At 73.4% G+C, this 24836-nt stretch carries 22 protein-coding genes; 19 read left to right on the forward strand and 3 right to left on the reverse strand.

The window, feature by feature from the left end:
- Window positions 1-255 precede the first annotated feature (255 nt).
- Complete coding sequence (gene rpmB / locus ACFXDE_RS39865; protein WP_014138233.1) at window positions 256-441, reverse strand: 50S ribosomal protein L28; 186 nt, start codon at window positions 439-441, stop codon at window positions 256-258.
- A gap of 281 nt (window positions 442-722) precedes the next feature.
- On the opposite strand from rpmB, the gene ACFXDE_RS39870 reads away from it, so the two are divergent.
- The 10 genes from ACFXDE_RS39870 to mutM all read left to right on the forward strand — a co-directional run bounded on the left by ACFXDE_RS39870 (window position 723) and on the right by mutM (window position 10692).
- Complete coding sequence (locus ACFXDE_RS39870) at window positions 723-2354, forward strand: DAK2 domain-containing protein (RefSeq protein ID WP_380499182.1); 1632 nt, start codon at window positions 723-725, stop codon at window positions 2352-2354.
- A gap of 62 nt (window positions 2355-2416) precedes the next feature.
- Window positions 2417-4648, forward strand: coding sequence for an ATP-dependent DNA helicase RecG (recG, locus tag ACFXDE_RS39875; RefSeq protein ID WP_380499184.1), 2232 nt, complete (start codon window positions 2417-2419; stop codon window positions 4646-4648).
- A 127-nt stretch (window positions 4649-4775) separates the two neighbouring features.
- Entirely contained in the window at window positions 4776-5309 is a 534-nt protein-coding gene (locus tag ACFXDE_RS39880; RefSeq protein ID WP_329929722.1) for a hypothetical protein, read from the forward strand.
- 160 nt (window positions 5310-5469) lie between these two features.
- Complete coding sequence (rsmD, locus tag ACFXDE_RS39885; RefSeq protein WP_380445667.1) at window positions 5470-6048, forward strand: 16S rRNA (guanine(966)-N(2))-methyltransferase RsmD; 579 nt, start codon at window positions 5470-5472, stop codon at window positions 6046-6048.
- A gap of 49 nt (window positions 6049-6097) precedes the next feature.
- Window positions 6098-6589 carry a pantetheine-phosphate adenylyltransferase gene (gene coaD, locus ACFXDE_RS39890; RefSeq protein WP_380499185.1) on the forward strand — a complete coding sequence of 164 codons (492 nt, stop codon included), beginning with the start codon at window positions 6098-6100 and terminating at the stop codon, window positions 6587-6589.
- Between the two features lie 196 nt (window positions 6590-6785).
- The gene (locus ACFXDE_RS39895; protein ID WP_380499186.1) at window positions 6786-7970 is read left to right on the forward strand and encodes an ATP synthase F0 subunit B; all 1185 of its coding nucleotides are present in this window, start codon (window positions 6786-6788) and stop codon (window positions 7968-7970) included.
- Window positions 7971-8131: 161 nt separating this feature from the next.
- Window positions 8132-8776: a YceD family protein gene (locus ACFXDE_RS39900; RefSeq protein ID WP_380445663.1), complete on the forward strand. Its 645-nt coding sequence runs from the start codon at window positions 8132-8134 to the stop codon at window positions 8774-8776.
- Window positions 8777-8778: 2 nt separating this feature from the next.
- Window positions 8779-8952 carry a 50S ribosomal protein L32 gene (rpmF, locus tag ACFXDE_RS39905; RefSeq protein WP_188303282.1) on the forward strand — a complete coding sequence of 58 codons (174 nt, stop codon included), beginning with the start codon at window positions 8779-8781 and terminating at the stop codon, window positions 8950-8952.
- Window positions 8953-8972: 20 nt separating this feature from the next.
- A complete protein-coding gene (rnc, locus tag ACFXDE_RS39910) occupies window positions 8973-9761 on the forward strand; it encodes a ribonuclease III (protein ID WP_380445662.1) in 789 nt (262 codons plus the stop codon).
- A gap of 52 nt (window positions 9762-9813) precedes the next feature.
- Window positions 9814-10692, forward strand: a complete 879-nt coding sequence (gene mutM, locus ACFXDE_RS39915; RefSeq protein WP_380499188.1) for a bifunctional DNA-formamidopyrimidine glycosylase/DNA-(apurinic or apyrimidinic site) lyase — start codon at window positions 9814-9816, stop codon at window positions 10690-10692.
- A 9-nt stretch (window positions 10693-10701) separates the two neighbouring features.
- On the opposite strand, the gene ACFXDE_RS39920 is transcribed toward mutM, so the two are convergent.
- On the reverse strand, window positions 10702-11622 hold the full coding sequence (locus ACFXDE_RS39920) for a hypothetical protein (RefSeq protein WP_380445659.1): 921 nt from the start codon (window positions 11620-11622) through the stop codon (window positions 10702-10704).
- A gap of 313 nt (window positions 11623-11935) precedes the next feature.
- Between ACFXDE_RS39920 and ACFXDE_RS39925 the strand changes: the two genes are divergently transcribed.
- The 6 genes from ACFXDE_RS39925 (at window position 11936) to ftsY (ending at window position 19928) form a co-directional block, all read left to right on the forward strand.
- The gene (locus ACFXDE_RS39925) at window positions 11936-13279 is read left to right on the forward strand and encodes a hypothetical protein (RefSeq protein WP_380499190.1); all 1344 of its coding nucleotides are present in this window, start codon (window positions 11936-11938) and stop codon (window positions 13277-13279) included.
- A gap of 110 nt (window positions 13280-13389) precedes the next feature.
- Complete coding sequence (locus ACFXDE_RS39930) at window positions 13390-13899, forward strand: winged helix-turn-helix transcriptional regulator (RefSeq protein ID WP_380499191.1); 510 nt, start codon at window positions 13390-13392, stop codon at window positions 13897-13899.
- A 47-nt stretch (window positions 13900-13946) separates the two neighbouring features.
- Entirely contained in the window at window positions 13947-14246 is a 300-nt protein-coding gene (locus ACFXDE_RS39935) for an acylphosphatase (protein WP_380499192.1), read from the forward strand.
- Window positions 14247-14658: 412 nt separating this feature from the next.
- The gene (locus ACFXDE_RS39940) at window positions 14659-14862 is read left to right on the forward strand and encodes a hypothetical protein (protein ID WP_045702518.1); all 204 of its coding nucleotides are present in this window, start codon (window positions 14659-14661) and stop codon (window positions 14860-14862) included.
- A gap of 186 nt (window positions 14863-15048) precedes the next feature.
- The gene (smc, locus tag ACFXDE_RS39945; RefSeq protein ID WP_380499193.1) at window positions 15049-18669 is read left to right on the forward strand and encodes a chromosome segregation protein SMC; all 3621 of its coding nucleotides are present in this window, start codon (window positions 15049-15051) and stop codon (window positions 18667-18669) included.
- A 47-nt stretch (window positions 18670-18716) separates the two neighbouring features.
- Window positions 18717-19928, forward strand: a complete 1212-nt coding sequence (ftsY, locus tag ACFXDE_RS39950; RefSeq protein ID WP_380445654.1) for a signal recognition particle-docking protein FtsY — start codon at window positions 18717-18719, stop codon at window positions 19926-19928.
- 139 nt (window positions 19929-20067) lie between these two features.
- Here the strand turns inward: ftsY and ACFXDE_RS39955 are convergent, their stop codons facing one another.
- Window positions 20068-20742: a bifunctional DNA primase/polymerase gene (locus ACFXDE_RS39955; RefSeq protein ID WP_380499194.1), complete on the reverse strand. Its 675-nt coding sequence runs from the start codon at window positions 20740-20742 to the stop codon at window positions 20068-20070.
- Between the two features lie 603 nt (window positions 20743-21345).
- Here ACFXDE_RS39955 and ACFXDE_RS39960 point away from each other — a divergent pair.
- The 3 genes from ACFXDE_RS39960 (at window position 21346) to ACFXDE_RS39970 (ending at window position 24795) form a co-directional block, all read left to right on the forward strand.
- Window positions 21346-22800, forward strand: a complete 1455-nt coding sequence (locus ACFXDE_RS39960) for a hypothetical protein (protein WP_380445652.1) — start codon at window positions 21346-21348, stop codon at window positions 22798-22800.
- Window positions 22801-23089: 289 nt separating this feature from the next.
- Window positions 23090-24460: an ammonium transporter gene (locus tag ACFXDE_RS39965; RefSeq protein ID WP_380499195.1), complete on the forward strand. Its 1371-nt coding sequence runs from the start codon at window positions 23090-23092 to the stop codon at window positions 24458-24460.
- Complete coding sequence (locus tag ACFXDE_RS39970) at window positions 24457-24795, forward strand: P-II family nitrogen regulator (RefSeq protein ID WP_218207157.1); 339 nt, start codon at window positions 24457-24459, stop codon at window positions 24793-24795. Before ACFXDE_RS39965 ends, ACFXDE_RS39970 begins: the two co-directional genes overlap by 4 nt.
- Window positions 24796-24836: the final 41 nt, after the last annotated feature.

The raw sequence follows: 24836 nt of genomic DNA on the forward strand, positions 1-24836 counted from the left end.
AGCCGACCGTCGTCCCGGTCATCGCGCACTCCCAATCGCCGTAGCCCCGGCCGCGGGCCCCCGCCGCCCCGCCCCCGCCCGGTGTTGGTCTGGCCCGGACCGGGGCCCGCCGCCACCGGCCGCCGCCCCGCCCCGCCCCCCCCCCCCGGCGGGGCCGCCGGGGCGCGCCCGGGGGCCCCCAAAAAAAACCCGGCGGGGGGCACCACCGTGTGCCCCCCCCCCCTCCACTGGAGGACCGGCATGCCGGTCTGCGCGTCAGCGCGAGACCTTACCGGCCTTGATGCACGAGGTGCAGACGTTGAGCCGCTTCGGCGTCCGCCCAATCACAGCGCGCACCGTCTGGATGTTGGGGTTCCAACGACGGGGGGTACGGCGGTGCGAGTGGGAGATGCTGTTGCCGAAGCCCGGCCCCTTGCCGCAGACGTCGCAGTTGGCAGCCACAGGAGTCACTCCAAGACTTCAGATCAGTTACGTTCGACAACCCACCAGAACACCGGAACACTCGCGTGAACCGGACCGACCTGGGGGGTGCGCCCGGATTGTTCCAGGCAACCGGAAGAGCATACAACGCTTGCTCCCGTTCAACGAAACTACCATGACCGCCCGGGTGATCGCTCCGGCCGACGGCCCGGGCGACCCCTCCCGGCCCCCGATAACCTGCCGGTATCGCCCCTCGCCGTTCGACCCGAGGCCATCGCGGCGTCCCATCCGGAGGAGACCTGGTGCTGCACACGCTCGACGCCCCGGCCGTGCGCACCTGGTGCCAGCTCGCCCTGCGCGCGCTCGGCCAGGCGCGCGAGGAGATCGACGCGCTCAACGTCTATCCCGTCCCGGACGGCGACACCGGCACCAACCTCTACCTGACCGTCGAGTCCGCCGCCGCCGAGGTGGAGAGCCGCTTCGCCGACCCGGCCGCCGAGCCGGCCCCCGGCCTGGCCGACACCGTCCGGGCGATGGCCCGGGGCGCGCTGGTCGGCGCCCGCGGCAACTCCGGCGTGATCCTCGCCCAGTGGCTGCGCGGCACCGCCGAGACGCTGGCCGACGGCGGCGGCGCCGACCAGCTGCGGGCAGCCCTCCAGCGGGCCGCCGACTCCGCCTACCAGGCCGTCGCGGAGCCCGTCGAGGGCACGCTGCTGACCGTCGCCCGGGTCGCCGCCCGGGAGGCCGTCCGGGCCGGGGACGGACTCGCGCAGGTCGCCGACACCGCGTACCGGGCCGCCAGGGACGCGCTGCGGCACACCCCCGAGCAGCTCGCCGTGCTCGCCGAGAACGGGGTCGTCGACGCCGGCGGGCGCGGCCTGGTGGCCGTCCTCGGCGCGCTCGCCGACGCCGTCGCCGGGCACCAGCCGATGGGACCGGTCGCGCTGCGCGGGGACGTCCGGGCACTGGAGAGCTGCGAGGCCCACATGAGGCCGCCCGGCCCCGGCCACCCCGCCTTCGAGGTCATCTACCTGCTGGACGCCTCCGACGACGCCCTGCCCGCGCTGCGCGAGCGGCTCGGCGGGCTCGGCGACTCGCTCGTGATCGGCGGCGGCGACGGCCTGTGGAACGTGCACGTCCACGTGGACGACGCCGGCGCCGCCGTCGAGGCCGGCATCGGGGCCGGCCGGCCGCACCAGATCCGGATCACCCACTTCGCCGAGGCCGCCGCCCGCTCCGGCGCCGCCGCCGAGCCGGGCGAGCGCGAGGAACCGGCCCGCGCGGTGCTCTCCGTGGTGTGCGGCGAGGGCCTCGCCGAACTCTGCGAGCAGGCCGGCGCCGTCGTGCTCCGCGCCGACCCGGACCGCCCCACCGCCAGCGCCGAACTCGCCGCCGCCGTCCGGAGGTCGGGCGCGCGCGAGGTCGTCCTGCTGCTCAACGACCCCGAACTGCGCGCCGCCGCCGGCGCCGCCGCCGACCAGCTCCGCGAGGAGGGCGTGCGGATCGCCGTCCTGCCCACCCGCTCGCCGGTGCAGGGGCTCGCGGCGCTCGCGGTGCACGAGGCCGGGCGCCGCTTCGACGAGGACGTGGTCGCCATGACCTCCGCCGCCGGGGCCACCCGCTACGCCGAACTCGCCGTCGCCGAGGGGGAGTCCTGGACGATGGCCGGGGTCTGCCAGGCCGGCGACGTGCTCGGCCTGATCGACGGGGACGTCGCGGTGATCGGCGCCGGCCCGGCCGAGGTCGGGGCCAGCGTGCTGGACCGGATGCTCGGCGCGGGCGGCGAACTCGTCACCCTGATCCTCGGCGAGGGCGCGGACGACGCGCTCGCCGAACACCTCGTCGCGCACGTGCGCCAGGGCCGGCCCGAGGTGGACACGGTGGTCTTCCACGGCGGCCGGGAGGCGGCCCCGCTGCTGATCGGGGTCGAGTAGGCGCCGGACGGGGCCCGCGGAGCGGCCCGGTCTGTCGGCGCTTTGGTGTAAACAAGGGCCTGATGGGCGCTCTCGATGAACCACTGACCAAGCTCGTCGGCGACCGCACCGCGAAGGTGCTCGCCGACAGCCTCAAGCTGCGCACGGTCGGGGACCTCCTGCACCACTACCCCCGCCGCTACGTCGAACGCGGCCAGCTCACCAGCCTGGACGAGCTGGAGGTCGACGAGCACGTCACCGTGCTGGCCCGGATCGAGAAGGTCACCCTCATCCCGTTCCGCGGCCGCAAGGGCGACCGGCTGGAGGTCGTCGTCACCGACGGCCGCAGCCGGCTCTCGCTGGTGTTCTTCAACCAGGGCTGGCGGCAGAAGGAGCTCAGGTCCGGCGCCCAGGGCCTGTTCGCGGGCAAGGTCAACGTCTTCAACCGCACCCGCCAGCTGGTCTCGCCGGACTACCAGCTGCTCGACGAGGACGCCGGGTCGGATGCCGCGCAGCAGTTCGCCGGCCGCCTCATCCCGGTGTACGGCGCGAGCGCCCAGATGCCCAGCTGGAAGCTGTCGATCTGCATCGACACCGCGCTCACCAAGCACCTCGGCGATGTCGGCGAGCCGCTGCCCGCCGAACTGCGCGAGCGGCACGACCTGATCCCGCTCCCCGAGGCCCTGGAGCTGATCCACCGCCCGCGCGGCCAGGCCGACCGCGAGCGCGCCCAGAGCCGGCTGCGCTGGGACGAGGCCTTCGTCCTCCAGGTCGCCCTCGCCCAGCGCCGGGCCGCCGAGTCCGCGCTGCCCGCCAAGCCGCGCCGGGCGCGAGAGGGCGGCCTGCTGGACGCGTTCGACGAGCGGCTGCCGTTCACCCTCACCGAGGGGCAGCGGAAGGTGTCCGCCGAGATCGCCGCCGACCTCGCGAGCGAGCACCCGATGCACCGGCTGCTCCAGGGTGAGGTGGGCTCCGGCAAGACGCTGGTCGCGCTGCGCGCGATGCTCGCCGTGGTGGACGCCGGCGGCCAGGCCGTCCTGCTCGCGCCCACCGAGGTGCTCGCCCAGCAGCACCACCGTTCGATCGTCGAGATGATGGGCGACCTCGCCGAGGGCGGCATGATCGGCGGCTCCGACCTCGGCACCCGGGTCGTGCTGCTCACCGGCTCGATGGGCGTCCCGGCCCGCCGCCAGGCGCTGCTCGACATGGCCTGCGGGGACGCCGGGATCGCCATCGGCACCCACGCGCTGATCGAGGACAAGGTCCAGTTCCAGGAACTCGGCCTCGTCGTCGTCGACGAGCAGCACCGCTTCGGCGTCGAGCAGCGGGACGCGCTGCGCGCCAAGGGCGACCAGCCGCCGCACCTGCTGGTGATGACCGCCACCCCGATCCCGCGCACGGTCGCGATGACGGTCTTCGGGGACCTGGAGACCTCCGTCCTGGACCAGCTCCCGGCCGGCCGCTCCCCGATCTCCACCCACGTCGTCCCGGCGGTCGAGAAGCCCAACTTCCTCACCCGCGCCTGGGAGCGGGTCCGCGAGGAGGTCGGCAAGGGCCACCAGGCGTACGTCGTCTGCCCCCGCATCGGGGACGAGGAGCCGGTGGCCCCGGCAGCGAGCAGCGGGGCCGGGAAGAAGCGGAAGGCGGCCGAGGAGGACTTCGAGGACATCGCCGACGCCGGCGCCCAGAGCGACGAACGGCGGCCCCCGCTCTCGGTGGTGGAGACCGCCGAGAAGCTGGTGAAGGGCCCGCTGAGCGGCCTCCGGGTGGAGATCCTGCACGGCCGGCTCGCGCCCGAGGCCAAGGACGACGTGATGCGGCGGTTCTCGGCGGGCGAGGTGGACGTCCTGGTCGCCACCACCGTGATCGAGGTCGGCGTCAACGTCCCCAACTCCACCGCGATGGTCATCATGGACGCCGACCGCTTCGGCGTCTCCCAGCTGCACCAGCTGCGCGGCCGGGTCGGCCGCGGCAGCGCGGCGGGCCTGTGCCTGCTGGTCAGCGACATGCCCGCGGGCAGCGCGGCCCGGGCCCGGCTGGACGCCGTGGCCGGCACGCTGGACGGCTTCGAGCTGTCCCGGATCGACCTCGAACAGCGTCGCGAGGGCGACGTGCTGGGCCAGGCGCAATCCGGTGTGAAGTCCTCGCTCAAGGTGCTCTCGGTGCTGGAGGACGAGGAGGTCATCCTCACCGCCCGGACGGAGGCCACCCGGCTGGTCGCCGAGGACCCGGAGCTCACCGCCCACCCGGAGCTGCGCACCGCGCTGGAGAGCCTCATCGACGAGGACCGCGCGGCCTACATGGAGAAGGGCTGAGCGGGCCGGCCCCGGCCGGTCGGGCGGTCCCGCGCGGCCCGGGAATTGTCAGACCCCCGCGAGAGAATGAAGGTGTTCAGGGCGCACCTCAAGGTGCGTACCTGGCGCGACACTTGGGGGTCCTGCCATGGCATTCCGTCATCTCAACGAGCTCCCGCTGGGCGACAAGGTCTTCCGGATCGAACTCGCCAGCGACGACGACCGCGAGGTCACCCTCACCCTGACCGGCTGGCGCGAGGGGGCGGCCGCCGCGCCGCTCGCCTCGGGCAAGCTCCGCCTGCCGGTCGAGGACGTCGCCTCGCTGCGGATCGCGCTCAACCGCGCGCTGCGGGCGCTGGCGATCGTCGCCGACGTCTCCGAGCCCATCCCCGACCGCGACGTGCTGCGCGAGCTGTACCCCGGCCACGGCGCCCCCTGGGTGCCGCAGCACGAGGAGGAGCTGGTCCGGCGCTTCCACGACGGCGAGACCGTCGCCCGGATCGCCGCCCGCTTCGGTCGCACGCCCGACTCCGTCCGCACCAAGCTGCGCGAGCTCGGGCACGACCCGCGCCGCCCCGAGTTCTGCCCGCCCGACGGCTGCCTCTCCTGGTCCCGCTACGCCTCGCCGGCCCTGCTCGGCGCGGCGGTCCCGGCGCAGTCGACGGGCTCCGAGGCGAGCTAGGCGGTGCCCCCGCGGCCCCCGCCGGTACGCCCGGCGGGGCCGCGCTGCTGTTCGCCCACTCGCCTCCGGTCCGCTCGGGCCCGGCGCCGACGGTCGGCGCTCCCCTTCGGCTCGGGGCGGGTAGCGTGGTCGGGCAGCGACGAAAGGACCTCCCACCACCATGACCCGCGTGATCGCCGGAGCGGCCGGCGGCCGCCGGCTGGCCGTACCGCCAGGCCGGGGCACCCGACCGACCTCCGACAAGGCCCGTGAGGCGATGTTCTCCACCCTGGAGGCGCTGCGCGGCACCCTGCACGGGAGCCGGATGCTCGACCTGTTCGGCGGATCGGGCGCGGTCGGCCTGGAGGCGCTGTCCCGGGGGGCCGATCACGTCCTGCTGGTCGAGGCCGACGGCCAGGCGGCCCGGGTGATCCGCGAGAACGTCCGCACGATCGGCCTGCCGGGCGCGGAACTGAAGGCCGCCAAGGCCGAGAAGGTGATCGCCGGGCCGCCCCCGCAGGCCCCGTACGACCTGGTGTTCCTCGATCCTCCGTACGCCGTCACGGACGACGAGCTGCGCGAGATGCTGATCACACTCCTGGCCGGGGGCTGGCTCGCGGCGGACGCACTCGTCACCGTGGAGCGCAGCACCCGCGGCGGAGAGTTCGGCTGGCCCGACGGCTTCGAGGTGCTGCGCTCCCGCCGCTACGGCGAGGGCACGCTCTGGTACGGTCGCGCCGCCGCCCGCCAGCACGAGTAGCGGGCCGAGGCCCGCAGCAGCCGTCACCCCACGAGGGAGCACAAACGCCATGCGCCGAGCCGTCTGCCCCGGTTCGTTCGACCCGATCACCAACGGCCACCTCGACATCATCGGGCGGGCCTCGAAGCTCTACGACGTGGTGCACGTCGCGGTGCTGATCAACCGGAGCAAGCGCGGCATGTTCAGCGTCGAGGAGCGGATCGGCCTGATCGAGGAGGTCACCGCGGAGTTCGGGAACGTGGTGGTCGAGTCGCACCACGGCCTGCTGGTGGACTACTGCCGCGAGCGCGGCATCCCCGCGATCATCAAGGGGCTGCGGGCCGTCAGCGACTTCGACTACGAGCTGCAGATGGCCCAGATGAACCACGGGCTGACGGGCGTCGAGACGCTGTTCGTGCCGACCTCGCCGACGTACAGCTTCCTGTCCTCGACCCTGGTCAAGGAGGTGGCCTCGTACGGCGGCGACGTCTCGCACCTGCTGCCGGAGACGGTGCACCGCCGGCTGGTCGAGCGGATCGCGGAGCGCAAGGCCGAGCAGTAGTCCGGCCGTTCCCTTCCTACCGCTTCGTCATGGTTTGTCCGTGTCGCCGGGATCCCCCGGGAGCCCGGCCCGGTTCGGGCGTTGTGACCGTGCCCCGCAGTGGCCGTACAGTCTGTATTCCTGCCCTGCGGTGAGGTCCACCGCGCCGGGCCTGCCTCCGCCGGACCGTCGGCGGCACACGGAAAGACGAAGCCCCGTGGACGTGCAGAACAAGGTCGACGAGATCGTGGCGGCGATCGAGAACGCGCGCTCGATGCCGATGTCGGCCTCCTGCGTGGTGAACCGGGCCGAGCTGATCGGCCTGATCAACGACCTGAAGGCGGTCCTGCCCGCCGAACTGGCCCAGGCGCAGTCGGTGATGGCCGACCACGAGCAGGTGGTGGCCGGTGCCCAGGCCGAGGCCGACCGGATCATCCAGGGCGCGCACGCCGAGCGCGGCTCCCTGATCTCGGACACCGAGGTGGTCCGCCGGGCCCAGGCCGAGGCCGACCGGATCCTCGCCGAGGCGCGCTCCGACGTGGACACCAAGCGGGCCGAGGCCGACGACTACGTGGACAGCAAGCTCGCCAACTTCGAGGTCGTGCTGACCAAGACGCTCGGCGCCGTCGGCCGCGGCCGGACCAAGCTGCGCGGCGACTCCAGCGTCTTCGAGAACGAGTACGACGGCGAGACGGACGGCGAGGAGTTCCGGCCGCAGCGGGTCAGCCCGAGTCCCGAGGTCGACGAGTACGTCGATGTGAAGCTCGCCACCCTGGAGAACGTGCTCAGCGCGACCCTGGAGGCCGTCGGCAAGGGCCGCGACAAGCTCCTCGGCAAGCGGCCGATCGACGAGCTGGGCGCCTACCTGGCCGCCGCCGACGAGGCGCAGCAGGCCAAGGAGCGGGCCGAGGCGGTCGCGGCGGGCTTCGCCGCCGAGGGCGACGGCGAGGAGCTCGCCTGGTACCGCGAGGACGTGCCGCAGCAGCAGAGCTGGCCGGAGCAGACCCCGGCCGCGGCCGGCTGGCAGAACCCCGGCGCCGACCAGTACGCGGCGGCGGCCCAGCAGCAGGGCGGGCAGTACGCCGAGGTGTACGGCGGCGGCTTCGACCCGGCCGCCCAGGGCGACCCGTACGCGGCCCAGTGGGCCCAGCAGCAGGACGCCACGGGCGGGTACCCGCAACAGCAGCAGCACGGGGACTACGCGGGCCGGCAGCACGCCGACTACGGCTATCCGCAGCAGCAACAGGGCTACGGCGCGCAGCAGTACGACGCCTACGGCTACCCGCAGCAGCCCGCCGCCCCGCCGGTCGTGCCCCAGCAGCAGCCCGGGCTGGACGAGACGAGCTTCTTCGACACCAGCATGATCGACATGACCAGGCTGCGGGAGCTCGGCGGGCGCTGAACACCGGTCCCGGGGCGTTCCTCCGGGACCGAAGTTGGGCCTGGCGGGAGACTCCGGTAGTCTGACCACTCCGGCCCCTCCATGTCGGACGCTCGGCTTGCCCTCGGGGCGCCGCCGCACATGGGGCCCCACCGATCACCTTCCATGGAAGTCAGGACACCTTGAACCGCCTCGACCACCGCGACCCCCTCGTGTTCGACACGCACGAGCTCGGCCGCCGTCCGGGGTCGATGCGCAAGGTGTCCCGCACCCTGGAGGCCCCCGAGGGCTTCGGCATCATCGACGTGATCGGCGTGCCGGAGAAGAGCGAGGTCCAGCTGGAGCTCCGCCTGGAGTCCGTGGTCGAGGGCGTGCTGGTGACCGGCACCGCCGAGGCCGTGGTCGAGGGCGAGTGCGTCCGGTGCCTGGAGCCCGTCGAGTTCGACATCGACGTGGACTTCCAGGAGCTGTACTACTACCCGGAGTCCGACGAGCGTCACCGCGCCCGGACCACCGGGACCGAGGACCTCGACGAGGACTCGGAAGAAGAGACTTACCGCCTGGAGGGCGATTTCTTCGACCTCCAGCCGGTGCTGCGTGACGCGGTGGTGCTCGCACTGCCGCTGCAGCCGGTGTGCCAGGACGACTGCCTGGGCCTGTGCTCCGAGTGCGGAGCGCGCCTGAGCGACGACCCGGCGCACCACCACGACGCCGCCGACCCCCGGTGGGCGGCTCTGCAGGGACTCTCCGCCGCCCCCGGCGACGAGGGTGACGGGATCAAGAACAGCGACACCCGTGAGGGTGCCGCCGAGAACCAGGAGAAGTAGCCGTGGCTGTTCCGAAGCGGAAGATGTCGCGCAGCAACACGCGCCACCGCCGTTCCAACTGGAAGGCCGTCGTTCCGGCCCTCGTGGCGTGCGACAGCTGCCACGAGCCGAAGCTCGGCCACATCGCGTGCCCCAGCTGCGGCACGTACAACCGCCGCCAGGTCCTCTCGGTCTGATCGGCGGGGTGCACGGATCGATGTCGGACGGTAACTCCACCCGCAAGGCGTCCTCCGCCCCGAAGGGTCCTTCGGGCGGTGGCAAGGCCGGTGGGCCGGCTTCGACCGAATACGACGTCCTGGAAGGGCGCCTCGGGTACACGCTCGAGCGCGCCCTTCTGGTGCGTGCCCTGACCCACCGCTCGTACGCGTACGAGAACGGCGGGCTGCCCACCAACGAGCGCCTGGAGTTCCTCGGCGACTCGGTGCTGGGCCTCGTGGTGACGGACACCCTCTACCGCGTCCACCCGGACGTCCCCGAGGGCACCCTCGCCAAGCTGCGCGCCGCGGTGGTCAACTCCCGCGCGCTCGCGGACGTCGGGCGCGGGCTCGACCTGGGCGTCTTCATCCGCCTCGGCAAGGGCGAGGAGGGCACCGGCGGCCGCGACAAGTCGTCGATCCTCGCCGACACCGTCGAGGCCGTGATCGGCGCCGTCTACCTGGACCAGGGCCTGGACGCGGCGACCGAGTTCGTCCACCGCCTGTTCGACCCGCTGATCGAGGAGTCCTCTCAGCTGGGCGCGGGCCTGGACTGGAAGACCAGCCTGCAGGAGCTCACCGCCTCGGTGAGCATCGGCGTGCCCGAGTACGTGGTCATGGAGTCCGGTCCGGACCACGAGAAGACCTTCACCGCGGTGGCCCGCGTGGCCGGCCAGGACTTCGGCAGCGGCGTCGGCCGTTCGAAGAAGGAAGCCGAGCAGAAGGCCGCCGAGAGCGCCTGGCGCGCGATCAAGGAGAAGTACGCCGACCGGCTGCCCGCCGGCGCGTGACGAGGCAGTAGCCTTCCTCCTGCCGGTCCCTTTCCGCAGGAGGAATGCTGCCTTGCCCGAACTTCCCGAGGTCGAGGTGGTCCGCCGCGGACTGGCGAACTGGGTCGCCGGGCGGACCGTCTCCGACGTCCAGGTCCTGCACCCGCGCGCGGTGCGCCGCCAGCCCGCCGGTGCCGCCGACTTCGCCGCCCGGCTCACCGGGACGACGCTCGGCGCCGCGCAGCGCCGCGGCAAGTACCTGTGGCTGCCGCTGGCCGGCACCGGCTCGGGCTTCTCGCTGATCGGCCACCTCGGGATGAGCGGCCAACTCCTCGTCCAGGACCCGTCGGTGCCCGACGAGACGCACCTGCGGGTGCGGCTGCGCTTCTCCGACGGCGGACGCGAACTGCGCTTCGTCGACCAGCGGACCTTCGGCGGCCTCGCGGTCGAGGAGGCCGAGGAGGACGACCCGGAGGGCACGCCCGTCTCCATCGCGCACATCGCCCGCGACCCGCTCGACCCGCGCTTCGACGACGACGCCTTCACGGCCGCGCTGCGCGCCAAGCGCACCACCGTCAAGCGCGCGCTGCTCGACCAGACGCTGATCAGCGGTGTCGGCAACATCTACGCCGACGAGGCGCTCTGGCGCTCCAAGCTGCACTACGACCGGCCGACGGCGACGCTCACCCGCCCGCAGGCGGCCGTGCTGTTGGCCAGTGCCCGGGACGTGATGACCGCGGCGCTGGCCGTCGGCGGCACCAGCTTCGACAGCCTGTACGTCAACGTGAACGGCGAGAGCGGCTACTTCTCGCGGGACCTCGACGCGTACGGCCGGGAGCACGAGCCCTGCCGCCGCTGCGGTACGGCGATCCGCCGGGCCGCGTGGATGAACCGCTCCAGCTACTTCTGCCCCCGCTGCCAGCGGGTGCCGCGGGAGCGCAGCGGGGGCTGACGGGCGGCGCTACTTGTGCGCGAGTTCGGGCTGCTGGTCGGCCGCGTCCCCGAGGGCTCCGTGGTCGCCCTGGCCGAAGTAGGCGACGCCGACGGCGGACACCACCGCGAGCAGGAAGCCGGCCACGCCGAGCCAGCCCAGGCCGGACTTGGAGGAGTCGCCGAGCCACAGCACGCCGACCGCGCCGGGCAGCACCGTCTCGCCGACCACCAGGGCGGCCGTCGCGCCGTTCACCGAGCCGATCTGCAGCGCGACCGTGTGCACGTACATGCCGCCCAGGCCGCCGATGAGGATCGCGTACAGCGCCGGGTCGGAGAGCAGGCCGCCGAGCTCGAACGGCTCGACGCCGTTGAGGATGCGCACACCGACGCCGAGGGCGCCGAAGCCGAGGCCGGAGAGCAGACCTGCGACGATCGCGCCCTTCGAGCCCATCCGCCGCACCAGCAGGCCGCCGCCGACCAGCAGGACGGTGGTGATGATCAGCAGCCACCAGTGGAAGGACATCTCCGCGTGGTGGCCGCCCTCGGGGCCGGCCGAGACGGCCAGCAGCACCAGCGCCGAGCAGAGCACGCCGATCGACGCCCACTCCAGCTGCTTGAGCCGGATGCCGAGCAGCTTGATGCTCAGCACCGCGGTGATCACCAGGTTGGCGCTGATGATCGTCTGGGAGAGGAACAGCGGCAGCAGCCGGGCGGCCAGCGCGCCGAGTCCGAAGCCGATCAGGTCGAGCACCGTGCCGAGGATGAACTCCCAGGTGACGGCGGCCTTCGCGGTCGAGGACAGGCTCGGCCCGCCGTGCTCGGTGGTGGCGGTGGAGGCGCCCTTGGCCGCCTCCTCGCGGGCGGACCGCCGGGAACCGACGGCCTGCAGGACCGAGCCGGTGCCGTAACAGGCGGATGCCGCCACGGCGGTGACGAGGCCGATGATCACCGAGCGCTCCGATCAGAGGGGTTGGGGCCACGAGGGGCGGTGGGTCAAGAGCGGGTAATGGACCCGCGGTCCGGGACCACTATGCCCGTCCGCACGATACGGTCAGGACACCCCCTCCGACCGCTCCGGGCCTGCCGGGACGTACGTCCGGCCGCCTGCCGCGGTTCCCGGCGGCAGTCCGCTTCAGGGTGACTTGGGGGAAATCTCATCCCCGAGGAGGGGGCGGCCCCGGCGTCCGGCGGGGAATCCCTTCATCACCAGTATGCGAAGGGTATGGCGTGCTTCGCCGCCGGTCGCGGTAGCGTCGGGTGTTATGAGAACCCTTGCTCGACGTTCCCGGGGCACCGGGCCGCTCGCCGTGGTCGCGGCGACGCTGCTCGGGCTTCTGCTTCTGCTCGCCCCGGCGGCCTCCGCGGCCGGTGGCTTGAGCGACGCCGCGGCCACCCTGAAGAAGGGCCAGGTCTACGTCGCCCCGACGATGCTGGACCGCTTCAGCCAGGCGCAGGCGGACGCCCTGACCAAGAAGATCGAGAAGGCCGACAAGCCGATCTTCATCGCGGTCGTCCCCGACAGCGCCAACAAGGACACCATCCTCACCGATCTGCGCACCCTGGTGGGCATCGACGGCGTCTACGGCGTCTGGCGGGGCACCGGCGGCTTCATGGCCCGCTCCGACCGCGGCGCCATGGGCGTCGGCGTCGCGGACCGGATCGGAGGCGCCGTCGCCCGCGCCGACAAGGGCGACATCAACGCGACCCTGAACGACTTCGTCGACCAGGCCGCCCCGCAGACCAAGGGCACCGGGGTGAACCACAGCACCTCGATCGCCTGGGTGGTCATCCCGGTCGTGCTGCTCGCGCTGGCTGGCGCCGGTGTCTTCTTCCTCTTCCGCCGCGCCAAGAAGCGCAAGGAGGAGCAGGCCCGCGCCGAGCTGGAGCAGCTGCGCCGCGTGGTCGACGAGGACATCACCGCCTACGGCGTCGAGCTGGAGCGCCTGGACTTCAACCCGCGCGCCGCCGACGCGGACGACGTCCAGCGCACCGACTACAGCCACGCGCTCGAGTCGTACGAGAAGGCCAAGCGCCTGATGGACGAGGCCAAGAAGCCCGAGGACGTCAAGGTCGTCACCGAGACGATCGAGGACGGCCGGTTCGCGCTGGCCACTCTGGCCGCCCGGCGCGACAAGCGCCCGCTGCCCGAGCGCCGTCCCCCGTGCTTCATGGACCCGCGCCACGGCCCCTCCGTCAAGGACGTCGAGTGGGCCCCGGCCGGCGGCTCCGCCCGCAGCGTCCCGGTCTGCCAGGCGGACGCGGACCGCGTCGCCGCCGGCCTCGACCCGGCCGTCCGCACGGTCGACACCGAGTACGGCCCGCAGCCGTACTGGAACGCCGGCCCGGCCTACGCCCCGTACGCGGGTGGCTACTACAGCAGCTTCGGCGGCGGCCTGCTGCCCGGTCTGCTGGTCGGCACCGTGCTCGGCTCGATGATCAGCAGCCCGGCCTACGCCGCGGCGCCGATGATGGAGGGTGGCCACCACGGCTACCAGGACCAGTACGAGGGCGGCGACTTCACCGGGGCGGACTTCAACGCCGGGGACTTCAGCGGCAGTGACTGGAGCGGTGGCGGCGACTTCGGCGGTGGCGGCGGCGACTGGTGACCCGCTGACCCGACGCGCACCCCGCTGCGGCCTCGCCGGATCCTCCGGCGGGGCCGCAGTGCCGTCCGGCCCGGGTTTGAGAACACAACCCTGTGTGGCACGCTGGCGCCGTGACCCCTGACACCCCGGGCCCGCTCCCGTCGCTCCCCGCCGCCCTGCCCGGCCGGCCGTGCTCGATGGCGGCGGCGCTGCACGTCGTCGGCGAGAAGTGGGCCCTGCTGGTGGTCCGGGAGCTGTTCTACGGAAACCACCGCTTCGACCGGATCGCCCGCAACACGGGCGCGCCCCGGGACCGGCTCACCGCCCGGCTGCGGGCACTGGAGGAGGCGGGGATCGTCGAGCGGCGCGCCTACAGCGAGCGGCCGCCGCGCTACGAGTACCACCTCACCGAGGCCGGCCGGGACCTCGCCCCGCTCGCCCACGCCTTGCGCACGTGGGGCGACCGCTGGCTGCTGCCCGAGTCGCCGGTCACCTTCGACCACGAGCCGGAAGGGCACGAGCCGCACGCCTTCGACGCGGCCTGGGTCTGCCGCACCTGCGGCCGGGAGGCCCGGCGCGGCGAACTGCACGCGCGGGTGCACAGCCCGGGGTGGACCGTCGAGGGGCCCGCGGAGCCGTGACCGCCCGCGGAGCTGTGACCGGGCCCGCGGCCGGTTAGGGTCGGGGCATGCACGGTCGCGACGCCCACAGTGAGGAACCGGTCCGGGTCACCGCCTGGGTCCGGGGGAAGGTCCAGCAGGTCGGCTTCCGCTGGTGGACCAGGGCGCGGGCGCTGGAGGTCGGCCTGACCGGCTACGCGAGCAACCTCGGCGACGGCCGGGTCCAGGTGGTGGCCGAGGGCCTCGCCGACGACTGCGAGGAGTTGCTCGCCCTGCTCCGCGGCCCCGACACACCCGGCAGCGTGAGCGGCGTGACCGAGATCTGGACCGCCGTCGGCGCCGGCTACGAGGGCTTCGAGATCCGCTGAATTCCGCCGGGGCCGGGCCCCGCACGGCCCCCGGGGAAAAGATCCTCAACCGGCGGTGTCATACGGTTGCCATCCGGGCAGACTCGTGGTTGACTCCGCATCGAACGATGATCCACGAGCACCTGGTGGACCCGGCCCGGACCCCCTCGGCGTGACGACACCGCCAGGCAGGTGACAGGGGCGCGGTAGCGTGCGGTGATCGTGTTGACCCTTTCCGTCTTTGGTGAGACGCTGGAAGCCCGCGCACACGACCGCGTTTTCCCGGTCGGCGCATGCCCTCGTGAGCCCAGCTCACGATGGTTGCGCCGCAGTGCCAAGCCGGCACTTCCGGTGGCGCGCCGCGCGTGCGTCCCCCTTCCCCCTAGACCTGTACCGTTCCGGTTCGGTCACTCAGCGTGGAGGACCATTCATCATGGCAAAGGCGCTTCTCGGGTACGTCGGCGGCCCCGACCCGCGAATGCTCTCCGAGATGCGACGGCTTCAGCAGCGCGTCCAGGACCTTGAAGCCGAGCTCCTTCGGATGCAGGCTGAGAACGACGCTCTCACCGCTGTCGCTGACGAGCACTCGCTGCTCAACAGCATCGATCTGGATCAGCGGGAGCCGGCTCTCACCTGAGTCCCGCCCGGTCCTCGCAGATCGACGCCGCTGTGCACTGAGCCGCCCCGCAAGGGACGCAGCATGCAAGGGACGCCCGGTTGTGGCGTCCCTTCGTCGTGTCCGGGCGCCTTCGGCCGCCCGCCTGCCGGATACAGTCGCCGTCGGGGCCCGTGAACCCCGGCGAGCGATGAGGAGACCGGCCGCGTGCACCTGAAGAGTCTGACGCTGCGCGGGTTCAAGTCCTTCGCCTCCAGCACCACGCTGCGCTTCGAACCCGGCATCACGTGTGTCGTCGGCCCGAACGGCTCGGGCAAGTCCAACGTCGTCGACGCGCTCTCCTGGGTCATGGGCGAGCAGGGCGCCAAGTCGCTGCGCGGCGGCAAGATGGAGGACGTCATCTTCGCCGGGACCAGCGGGCGCGCCCCGCTCGGCCGGGCCGAGGTCAGCCTCACCATCGACAACACCGACGGCGCACTGCCCATCGAGTACGCCGAGGTGACCATCACCCGGACGATGTTCCGCAACGGCGGCAGCGAGTACGCGCTCAACGGCCAGACCTGCCGGCTGCTCGACATCCAGGAACTGCTCTCCGACTCCGGCATCGGCCGCGAGATGCACGTCATCGTCGGCCAGGGGCAGCTGGACTCCGTCCTGCACGCCGACCCGATGGGCCGCCGGGCCTTCATCGAGGAGGCGGCCGGCGTGCTCAAGCACCGCAAGCGCAAGGAGAAGGCGCTGCGGAAGCTCGACGCGATGCAGGCCAACCTCAACCGCGTCCAGGACCTGGTGGCCGAACTGCGCCGCCAGCTCGGCCCGCTCGGCCGGCAGGCCAGGATCGCCCGCCGCGCCGCCGGCATCCAGGCCGACCTGCGCGACGCCCGGCTGCGGCTGCTCGCCGACGACCTGCTCGCCCTCCGCCAGGCCGTCGAGGCCGAGATCGCCGACGAACTCGCGCTGCGCCTGCGCCGCACGACCGTCGAGCAGGAACTGGCCCGCGCCGTCCAGCGCGAGCGCGTCCTGGAGGCGCAGGTCGAGCAGCTCGGCCCGAGCCTGGAGGCCGCCCGGCAGACCTGGTACCGGCTCTCCGCGCTCGCCGAGCGCACCCGCGGCACGATCGGACTGGCCGAGGCGAGGGCCCGGCACGCCGTCGCCGGGGGGCAGGGCGAGGAACGGCGCGGGCGGGACCCGGAAGAGCTCGAACGGGAGGCCGAGCGCGTCCGCGAGGAGGAGGCCGCCCTCGCCGAGGCGCTGGAGGAGGCCCGGTACGCGCTGGCCGAGGCCGTCGAACGCAAGAACGAAGTGGAACGCGACCTGGCCGCCGAGGAACGCCGGCTGCGGGACGCCGCCCGCGCCATCGCCGACCGCCGCGAGGGGCTCGCCCGGCTCCAGGGGCAGGCGGCGGCCGCGCGCTCCAAGGCCGCGTCGGCCCAGGCCGAGATCGGCCGGCTCACCGAGGCCAGGGACGAGGCGCTGCTGCGCGCCGGCGCCGCGCAGCGCGAGTTCGAGCAACTGCAGGAACAGGTCGACGGCCTCGCCGGGGACGACGAGCGCGCCGACACCGCCCACGACGAGGCCCGCGCACGGCTCGCCGCCGTCGAACGCGACCTCACCGCCGCCCGGGAGGCCGCCGGCGCCGCCGAGCGCGAGCGCGCCGGGCTCACTGCGCGCCACGACGCGCTGGCGCTCGGACTGCGCCGCAAGGACGGCACGGGCGCGCTGCTCGCGGTTGGGGGCCGGCTGACCGGACTGCTCGGCCCGGCCGCCGCACTGCTGCGGATCGCCCCCGGCCACGAGGTCGCCGTCGCCGCCGCGCTCGGCGCAGCCGCCGACGCGGTGGCCGTCGACTCGCCGGACACCGCCGTCGCCGCGCTGCGCCTGCTGCGCGCCGACGACGCCGGACGGGCCGCGCTGCTCGTCGCCGGTGCGCCCGAACCCGTCCGGGCCGTGACCGAGTTGCCCGCCGGTGCCCGCTGGGCGGCCGAACTGGTGGACGGACCGGCCGAGTTGATTGCCGCCGTGCGCACGCTGCTGGCCGGGACGGCCGTCGTCGGCACCCTCGACGACGCCCTGTCCCTGATCACCGCGCACCCCGCCCTGAGCGCCGTCACCGCCGACGGCGACCGGCTCGGCGCCGGCCTCGCCCACGGCGGCTCCGGCGGCGCGCCGAGCCTGCTGGAGACCCAGGCCGCCGTGGACGAGACGGCCCGCGCGATCGACGAACTCGCCGTCCGCTGCGTCGACACGGCCGAACGGCTGGCCGGACTCACCGAACTGCGGAGCGGGTCGGCGGCCGAGGTGGAACGGCTGTCCGCCCAGCGGAGGCACGCGGAGAAGGAACGGGCCCAGGTGGCCGGAGCGCTCGGCCGCCTCGGCGGGCAGGCCCGCGCCGCCGCCGGCGAGGCCGAACGGCTGGCGGCCGCCGCCGCCCGGGCGGAGGAGGGCCTCGCCCAACTGCTCGCCACCGCCGGGGAACTGGCCGAACGCCTGGCCGCCGCCGAGGACTCGGCCGACGCGGGGGAGGACGAGCCCGACCCGGCCGAGCAGCAGCGGCTGGCCGGGGCCGCCTCGGCCGCCCGGCAGGCCGAGCTGGAGGCACGCCTCGCCGTGCGCACCCACGAGGAGCGGGTCCGCGCGCTGGCCGGCCGGGCCGACCAGCTGGACCGCGCCGCCCGCACCGAGCGCGAGGCGCGCGCCCGCGCCGCCGAGCGCCGTCGGCGCGCGCAGCACGACGCCGGGGTGGCGAACGCCGTCGCGGCGGGCGCCCGGCAGCTGCTCGCCTGCCTGGAGGTGTCGCTCGCGCGTGCGGACGCCGGGCGGGCGGCCGTCGAACGGGAGCGCGCGGAGCGCGAGGCGGAGCTCCGGGCGCACCGCGAGCAGGGCCGCGGCCTCAAGGAGGAACTGGACAAGCTGGTCGACGCCGGCCACCGGGACGAGGTCCTGCGGGCCGAGAAGCGGCTGCGGATCGAGCAGTTGGAGGCCAGGGCGCTGGAGGAGTTCGGCATCGACGGCGGCGAACTGCTCGCCTCGTACGGGCCCGACCAGCCCGTCCCGTCGGCCACGCCTGAGGAGGGGCAGGAGCCGGGCGAGCCGTACCCGTACGTCCGGGCCGAGCAGGAGAAGCGGCTGCGGGCGGCCGAGAAGGCCTACCAGCAGCTCGGCAAGGTCAACCCGCTCGCGCTGGAGGAGTTCGCCGCGCTGGAGGAACGCCACCAGTTCCTCGGCGAGCAGCTGGACGACCTCAAGCGGGGCCGGCGCGACCTGATGGACATCGTCCGGGACGTCGACGAGCGGGTCGAGCAGCTGTTCACCTCCGCCTACCACGACACCGCGGCCCAGTTCGAGGGCGTCTTCGCCCGGCTGTTCCCGGGCGGGGAGGGCCGGCTGGTGCTGACCGACCCCGACGACATGCTGACCACCGGCGTCGAGGTGGAGGCCCGCCCGCCGGGCAAGAAGGTCAAGCGCCTGTCGCTGCTCTCCGGCGGCGAGCGCTCGCTGACCGCCGTCGCGCTGCTGGTGGCCATCTTCAAGGCCAGGCCCAGCCCGTTCTACGTCATGGACGAGGTGGAGGCGGCGCTGGACGAGACCAACCTGCGCCGGCTGATCGGGATCATGGAGGAGCTGCGAGAGAGCTCCCAGCTGATCGTGATCACGCACCAGAAGCTGACGATGGAGTCCGCGGACGCGCTCTACGGCGTGACGATGAAGGGCGACGGGATCTCCCAGGTGATCAGCCAGCGGCTGCGGGTGGGGGAATCTCCCGGCAGCCAGGCCGGGGGAGAGGACCGGGAACGGCGCCGGGGCGTGGTGCGGGCCACATCCGCCTAGCCCGGGTGCGGTGCTTCTCGGGCCTCGTCACGGATACTGGGGGAGATATGGAATACGTGATCCTTGCCGTAGTCATCGCCGTGGTCGCCGTCGGCGCGATCGCGGGCCTCGTCGTTTCCGGCAGACGACGCCAGCAACTCCCGCCGAAGTCGCAGGCGCCGGTCATCACGGCGCCGCCGACCACCCCGCGCGAGCCCCAGGTCGGTGAGGAGGCCGCGCCGCCCACCGAGGAGCCGCGGCGCACCGTCGAGGAGGTTCCGCTCCCCGAGACCGCGGAGGCCCCGGAGGCCGTCGAGGTCGCCGAGGCCGAGGCGGCCCCCGCCGTCGAGGTCCCCGAGCCCACCGCCGGCCGGCTCGTCCGGCTGCGCTCCCGGCTCTCCCGTTCGCAGAACTCGCTCGGCAAGGGCCTGCTCTCGCTGCTCTCCCGCGAGCACCTCGACGAGGACACCTGGGAGGAGATCGAGGACACCCTGCTGACCGCCGACGTCGGCGTGGCCCCCACCCAGGAGCTGGTCGAGCGGCTGCGCACCCGGGTGAAGGTGCTCGGCACCCGCACCCCCGACGAGCTGCGCGCGCTGCTGCGCGAGGAGCTGGTCGAGCTGGTCGGCAAGGACGCCGACCGCACCGTGCGCTCCACCAAGCACGAGGAGGGCCCGGCCGTGGTCCTGGTCGTCGGCGTCAACGGCGTCGGCAAGACCACCACCACCGGCAAGCTGGCCCGCGTCCTGGTCGCCGACGGCCGCACGGTCGTGCTCGGCGCGGCCGACACCTTCCGCGCCGCCGCCGCCGACCAGCTGCAGACCTGGGGCGAGCGGGTCGGCGCCCGGACCGTGCGCGGTCCCGAGGGCGGCGACCCGGCCTCCGTCGCGTTCGACGCGGTCAAGGAGGGCATCGCCGAGGGCGTGGACACCGTCCTGGTGGACACCGCCGGCCGGCTGCACACCAAGACCGGCCTGATGGACGAGCTGGGCAAGGTCAAGCGGGTCGTCGAGAAGCACGGCCCGGTGGACGAGGTCCTGCTGGTGCTGGACGCCACCACCGGTCAGAACGGCCTGATCCAGGCCCGGGTGTTCGCCGAGGTGGTCGACATCACCGGCATCGTGCTGACCAAGCTGGACGGCACCGCCAAGGGCGGCATCGTCGTCGCGGTCCAGCGAGAGCTGGGGGTGCCGGTCAAGCTGATCGGCCTCGGCGAGGGCGCGGACGACCTGGCGCCGTTCGAGCCGGGCGCGTTCGTGGACGCGCTGATCGGGGACTGAGCCCCCCGGACACGGTGAAGGGTCCGCTCCCCGGTGGGGGCGGGCCCTTTGTGCTGGGCTCGGGTGGTTCCGGACCAGGGCTGCTCCGGGTCAGGGTCGTGCTGGGCCCGGGGTCGCGCCGAGCTCGGTCGTGCTGGGCTCAGGAGGCCATCCAGGCCGGCTCTGCGGTGCGCTCGCGGCCGCGGTGGCAGGCGTAGGCGAGGGTGCCCAGCAGCAGCCGGGCCTCGGGCGGGCAGCCCGCGTTGTCCCGGGTCGGGCGGCGCAGCCAGCGCACCGGGCCGAGGCCGGGCAGGACGGTGGGCGGGGCGGCGACGTAGCTGCCCTCGCCGTGGCAGGCCAGGTCGAGCGCGGCGTCGTCCCAGCCCATCCGGTACAGGAGGTCGGGCAGGCGGCGGGCGGTGCCGGGGGCGACCAGGAACTGCAGCCGGCCGGTGGGGGCGGTCAGCACCGGGCCGACCTGGGTGCCCATCCGCTCCAGCCGGACGAGCGCCTGGACGCCGGCCTGCTCGGGGACGTCCAGGACGTCGAACGCCCGGCCGGTGGGGAACAGGACGGAGCCCTCGGCGTCGGCGGTGTGCACGGCGGCCTCGCAGCCGGGCACGGGGTGCAGGCCCGGGGCGGCGCAGCGGGCGGTGCCGCACTGGCAGGCGGCCGGGGCGTTGCCGGCGGCCCGGCCGGTGACGGCGACCGCCCAGCCCCAGCGACCGGTGTACTCCGCGGCGGCCTGGGACGCGGTGACCTTGGTGCGGCGGCGCGCGCCCAGCGGAGCCAGCCGCAGGTGCCCCAGTCGAAGTTCGCCGAACAGGTTGTCCATGCCTCCCCCAACAGGTTCTCGTTGCCGATGGTTACGGGATGGTGACTTTGCGTTGATTGTCCGTTGCGTGGTGCGTTGTGCGGGTGCGGCGCGCAGCGCGTGGCGTGCGCCTTTTGCGGTGGTGCGCCTCGGGCGCCGCCTTGTGGCGGCTGTGCCGATGCCGGATCGTCGTGTGCGCGAGGCGGCCGTCGAGCTGGGCGGACGGCAAACTCGCCGGTGGCCGTGGCGGTCCGTCGGGACCGCCGGGATTGCTCGGGGACTTGGCGGCCCGCATATGCCGACCGCCGCGACTACCTAGTGAAGCGTGTGCCCCCTTGCTTCGGTTCACTCCTGGGGGTGGCGAAAGGTGGCGTTTCGCCAGGGGCCGTCCCGCGGACCCTCGGCGGGGCATTACGTTCAGCACACGGGCGTCGTCGGGGAGTCAGCTCCGAGCCGCAGGGGCGCGGGAGTTGGGCGAACTGACGCCCCGTCCGGAGTCGTGGCACACCAGTGCGACAGCGGGGTGCGGCGGCGCCGCGGCACGGCACGTCTGGCAACAGCCCGCAACCGTCGGGCGATGACGATCGGGGGCCCTCCGGGGCCGGGCGGGATGGGACGTTCCCCATGGCAGAGAAGCAACCCAACGAGAAGCTGACCACGTGGTTCGCCCGCAGCGGCTGGTCCAAGGGGGAGTTGGCCCGCCAGGTCAACCGCCGGGCCCGGCAGATCGGCGCCCACCACGTCTCCACCGACACCTCCCGCGTGCGGCGCTGGCTGGACGGCGAGCAGCCGCGCGAGCCGATCCCCAAGATCATGTCGGAGCTCTTCTCCGAGCGCTTCGGCTCGGTCGTCTCGATCGAGGACCTCGGCCTGCGCGCCGCGATCCCGGTCTCCACCGTCGGCGGCGGCGTGGACCTGCCGTGGAGCGCCCCGCAGACCGTCCAGCTGATCAGTGACTACTCCCGCAGCGACCTGATGCTCAACCGCCGGGGCTTCCTCGGCACCTCGCTGGCGCTGACCGCCGGCGCCGCCCTGATCGAGCCGATGCAGCGCTGGCTCGCCCCCGGCCCGAACGGCACCCCCACCCCGATCCTGACCGCGGCCAACGGCGGCGAGGCGTTCACCGGCCGGCTGTCCGAGCCCGAGCTCGAACTGCTGGAGCAGACCACGGTCATGTTCCGCCAGTGGGACGCGCAGAACGGCGGCGGGCTGCGCCGCAAGGCCGTCGTCGGCCAGCTGCACGAGGTCACCGACCTGCTCCAGGAGAGCTACCCCGAGCAGACCACCCGGCGGCTGTTCCGGCTCACCGCCGAACTCGCCCACCTGGCCGGGTGGATGTCCTACGACGTCGGCATGCACCCGAGCGCGCAGAAGTACTACGTGCTCGCGCTGCACGCCGCCAAGGAGGCCGGCGACCGCCCGTTCGGCGCGCTGATCCTCACCGACATGAGCCGCCAGATGATCCACCTCAACCGCGGCGAGGACGCCCTGGAGCTGATCCACCTCGCCCAGTACGGCAGCCGCGACACCGCCACCCCGCGCCAGCAGGCCCTGCTGTACGCGATGGAGGCGCGCGCCTACGCGACCATCGGCGAGGTGAACCGCTGCGCCCGGGCGGTGCGGCTGGCCGAGGACACCTTCACCGACATCCGCGAGGGGGACGAGGAGCCGGACTGGCTGAAGTTCTTCTCGCCCGCCGAGCTGAACGCCGAGAACGCGCACTCCTTCCGCGACCTCGCCTACCACTCCGACAACTCCGAGCTGTACGCGTCGATGTCCGCGCCGGTGATGGAGCGCGCGGTGGACCTGTTCCGCCAGGACGGCGACCACGTGCGCTCGTACGCCTTCAACCTGATCGGCATGGCCAGCGTGCACCTGCTGCAGAAGGAGGCCGAGCAGGCCGCGCTGATGGCCGAGCAGGCGGTGGACATCGCGACGAAGGTCCGCTCCGAGCGGCTGAACTCGCGGGTGCGCAAGACCACGGAGGCCGCGGCCGTCCGCTTCAAGGGCGTGGACGCGGTGAGCCGCCTGAAGGAAAGGGTCGTCCAGGACATCCCCGAGTACGTCTCGGTGGTCTGAGCCACGCCCCCCGCCGGACTCCACCGACCGTGACGGCCGCCGCCGCCACGGTCGGTGGCGGTTGCGGCACCGGGCGTGGCGTGCGGCGGCACGGTAACCCATCCGGACCCCCGACGGGGCTGCGGTTCACGCAGGTGTAACCCGCGCGTCGCACGCGTCACGGCCGCGAAACAACCGGCCGCACTGGCCGAAACCCGCCTTCGGCACTCTCCTCTTCATCGCCGACACCCCGGGTGGCACGGGACAGGTACCCGGGTGGTGGATCGGCTTTCACGCAGAGGAGACGCCGATGCCGGACGGCTTCAGCGCGGGCGACACCGCCTTCGTGCTCATCAGTGCGGCCCTGGTCATGGTGATGACCCCGGGCCTGGCCTTCTTCTACGGGGGCATGGTCCGGGCCAAGAGCACACTCAACATGCTGGCGATGAGCTTCCTCTCGCTCGGCATCGTCACGGTGCTCTGGGTCCTCTACGGTTACTCGCTCAGCTTCGGGCCGGACGCCGGCTTCGGCCTGATCGGCAACCTCGACTTCCTCGGGATGCGCGGGATCGGCCTGAACGAGCTGTCGGGCACGATCCCGGTCACGGCCTTCTCCGTGTTCCAGCTGATGTTCGCGATCATCACCCCGGCGCTGATCAGCGGCGCCATCGCGGACCGCGCCAAGTTCGCCGCCTGGGGCCTGTTCGTCGCGCTCTGGGTGTCCGTCGTCTACTTCCCCGTCGCGCACTGGGTGTTCATGGTGGACGGCGGCAAGGGCGGCTGGCTCGGTGACCGCAACGGCGTCATCGACTTCGCCGGCGGCACGGCCGTGCACATCAACGCCGGCGTGGCCGGACTCGCGCTCTGCCTGGTGCTCGGCAAGCGGATCGGCTTCAAGAAGGACCCGATGCGCCCGCACAGCCTGCCGCTGGTGATGCTCGGTTCCGGCCTGCTGTGGTTCGGCTGGTTCGGCTTCAACGCGGGCTCGGCACTGGCCGCCAACGGCGTCGCGGCGATGGCCTTCGTCAACACCCAGGTGGCGACGGGCGCCGCGCTGGTCGGCTGGCTGGTCTTCGAGAAGCTCAAGCACGGCGCGTTCACCACCCTGGGCGCCGCCTCCGGCGCGGTGGCCGGCCTGGTCGCCATCACCCCGGCCTGCGGCTCGGTCAGCCCGCTCGGCGCGGTGGCGATCGGCCTGATCGCGGGCGCCGTCTGCGCCGCCGCCATCTCCCTCAAGTACCGCCTCGGCTTCGACGACTCGCTCGACGTGGTGGGCGTGCACGCGGTCGGCGGCGCGATCGGCTCGCTGCTGATCGGCCTGTTCGCCACCGGCGGGGTCGGCCAGACCGCCAAGGGCCTGTTCTACGGCGGCGGTCTCGACCAGCTCGGCAAGCAGGCGCTCGGCGTGTCCGTGGTCGCGGCGTACTCCTTCGTCGTCTCCTGGCTGCTGGCCAAGGCGATCGACAAGACGGTCGGGTTCCGGGTCAGCGAGGAGGTGGAGGTGGCCGGCATCGACCAGGCCGAACACGCCGAGTCCGCCTACGATTTCAGCGCGGTGGGCGCCGGTCTGGCCCGGGCCCTCGCCCCGGCCGCGGCCGCCGCGGCGACCACGGCCCAGAAGGCCGACGTTCAGAAGCCCGCCGCCCCGACTGCCGAGAAGACCGAGGTCGACGCCCGATGAAGCTCATCACCGCCGTGATCAAGCCGCACCGCCTGGACGACGTGAAGGCCGCCCTGCAGGCCTTCGGGGTGCACGGGCTGACCGTCACCGAGGCCAGCGGCTACGGCCGCCAGCGCGGCCACACCGAGGTCTACCGCGGTGCCGAGTACACCGTGGACCTCGTGCCCAAGATCCGGATCGAGGTCCTGGTCGAGGACGACGACGCCGACCAGCTGATCGACGTCCTGGTGAAGGCGGCCAGGACCGGCAAGATCGGCGACGGCAAGGTGTGGAGCATCCCGGTCGACACGGCCGTCCGGGTCCGCACCGGCGAGCGCGGACCGGACGCGCTCTGACGACATGACGCACCGCGGGCGGGGCCGCCCGCCCCCCGGGG

This window comes from Kitasatospora sp. NPDC059408, assembly GCF_042751525.1.
Lineage (GTDB): Bacteria > Actinomycetota > Actinomycetes > Streptomycetales > Streptomycetaceae > Kitasatospora.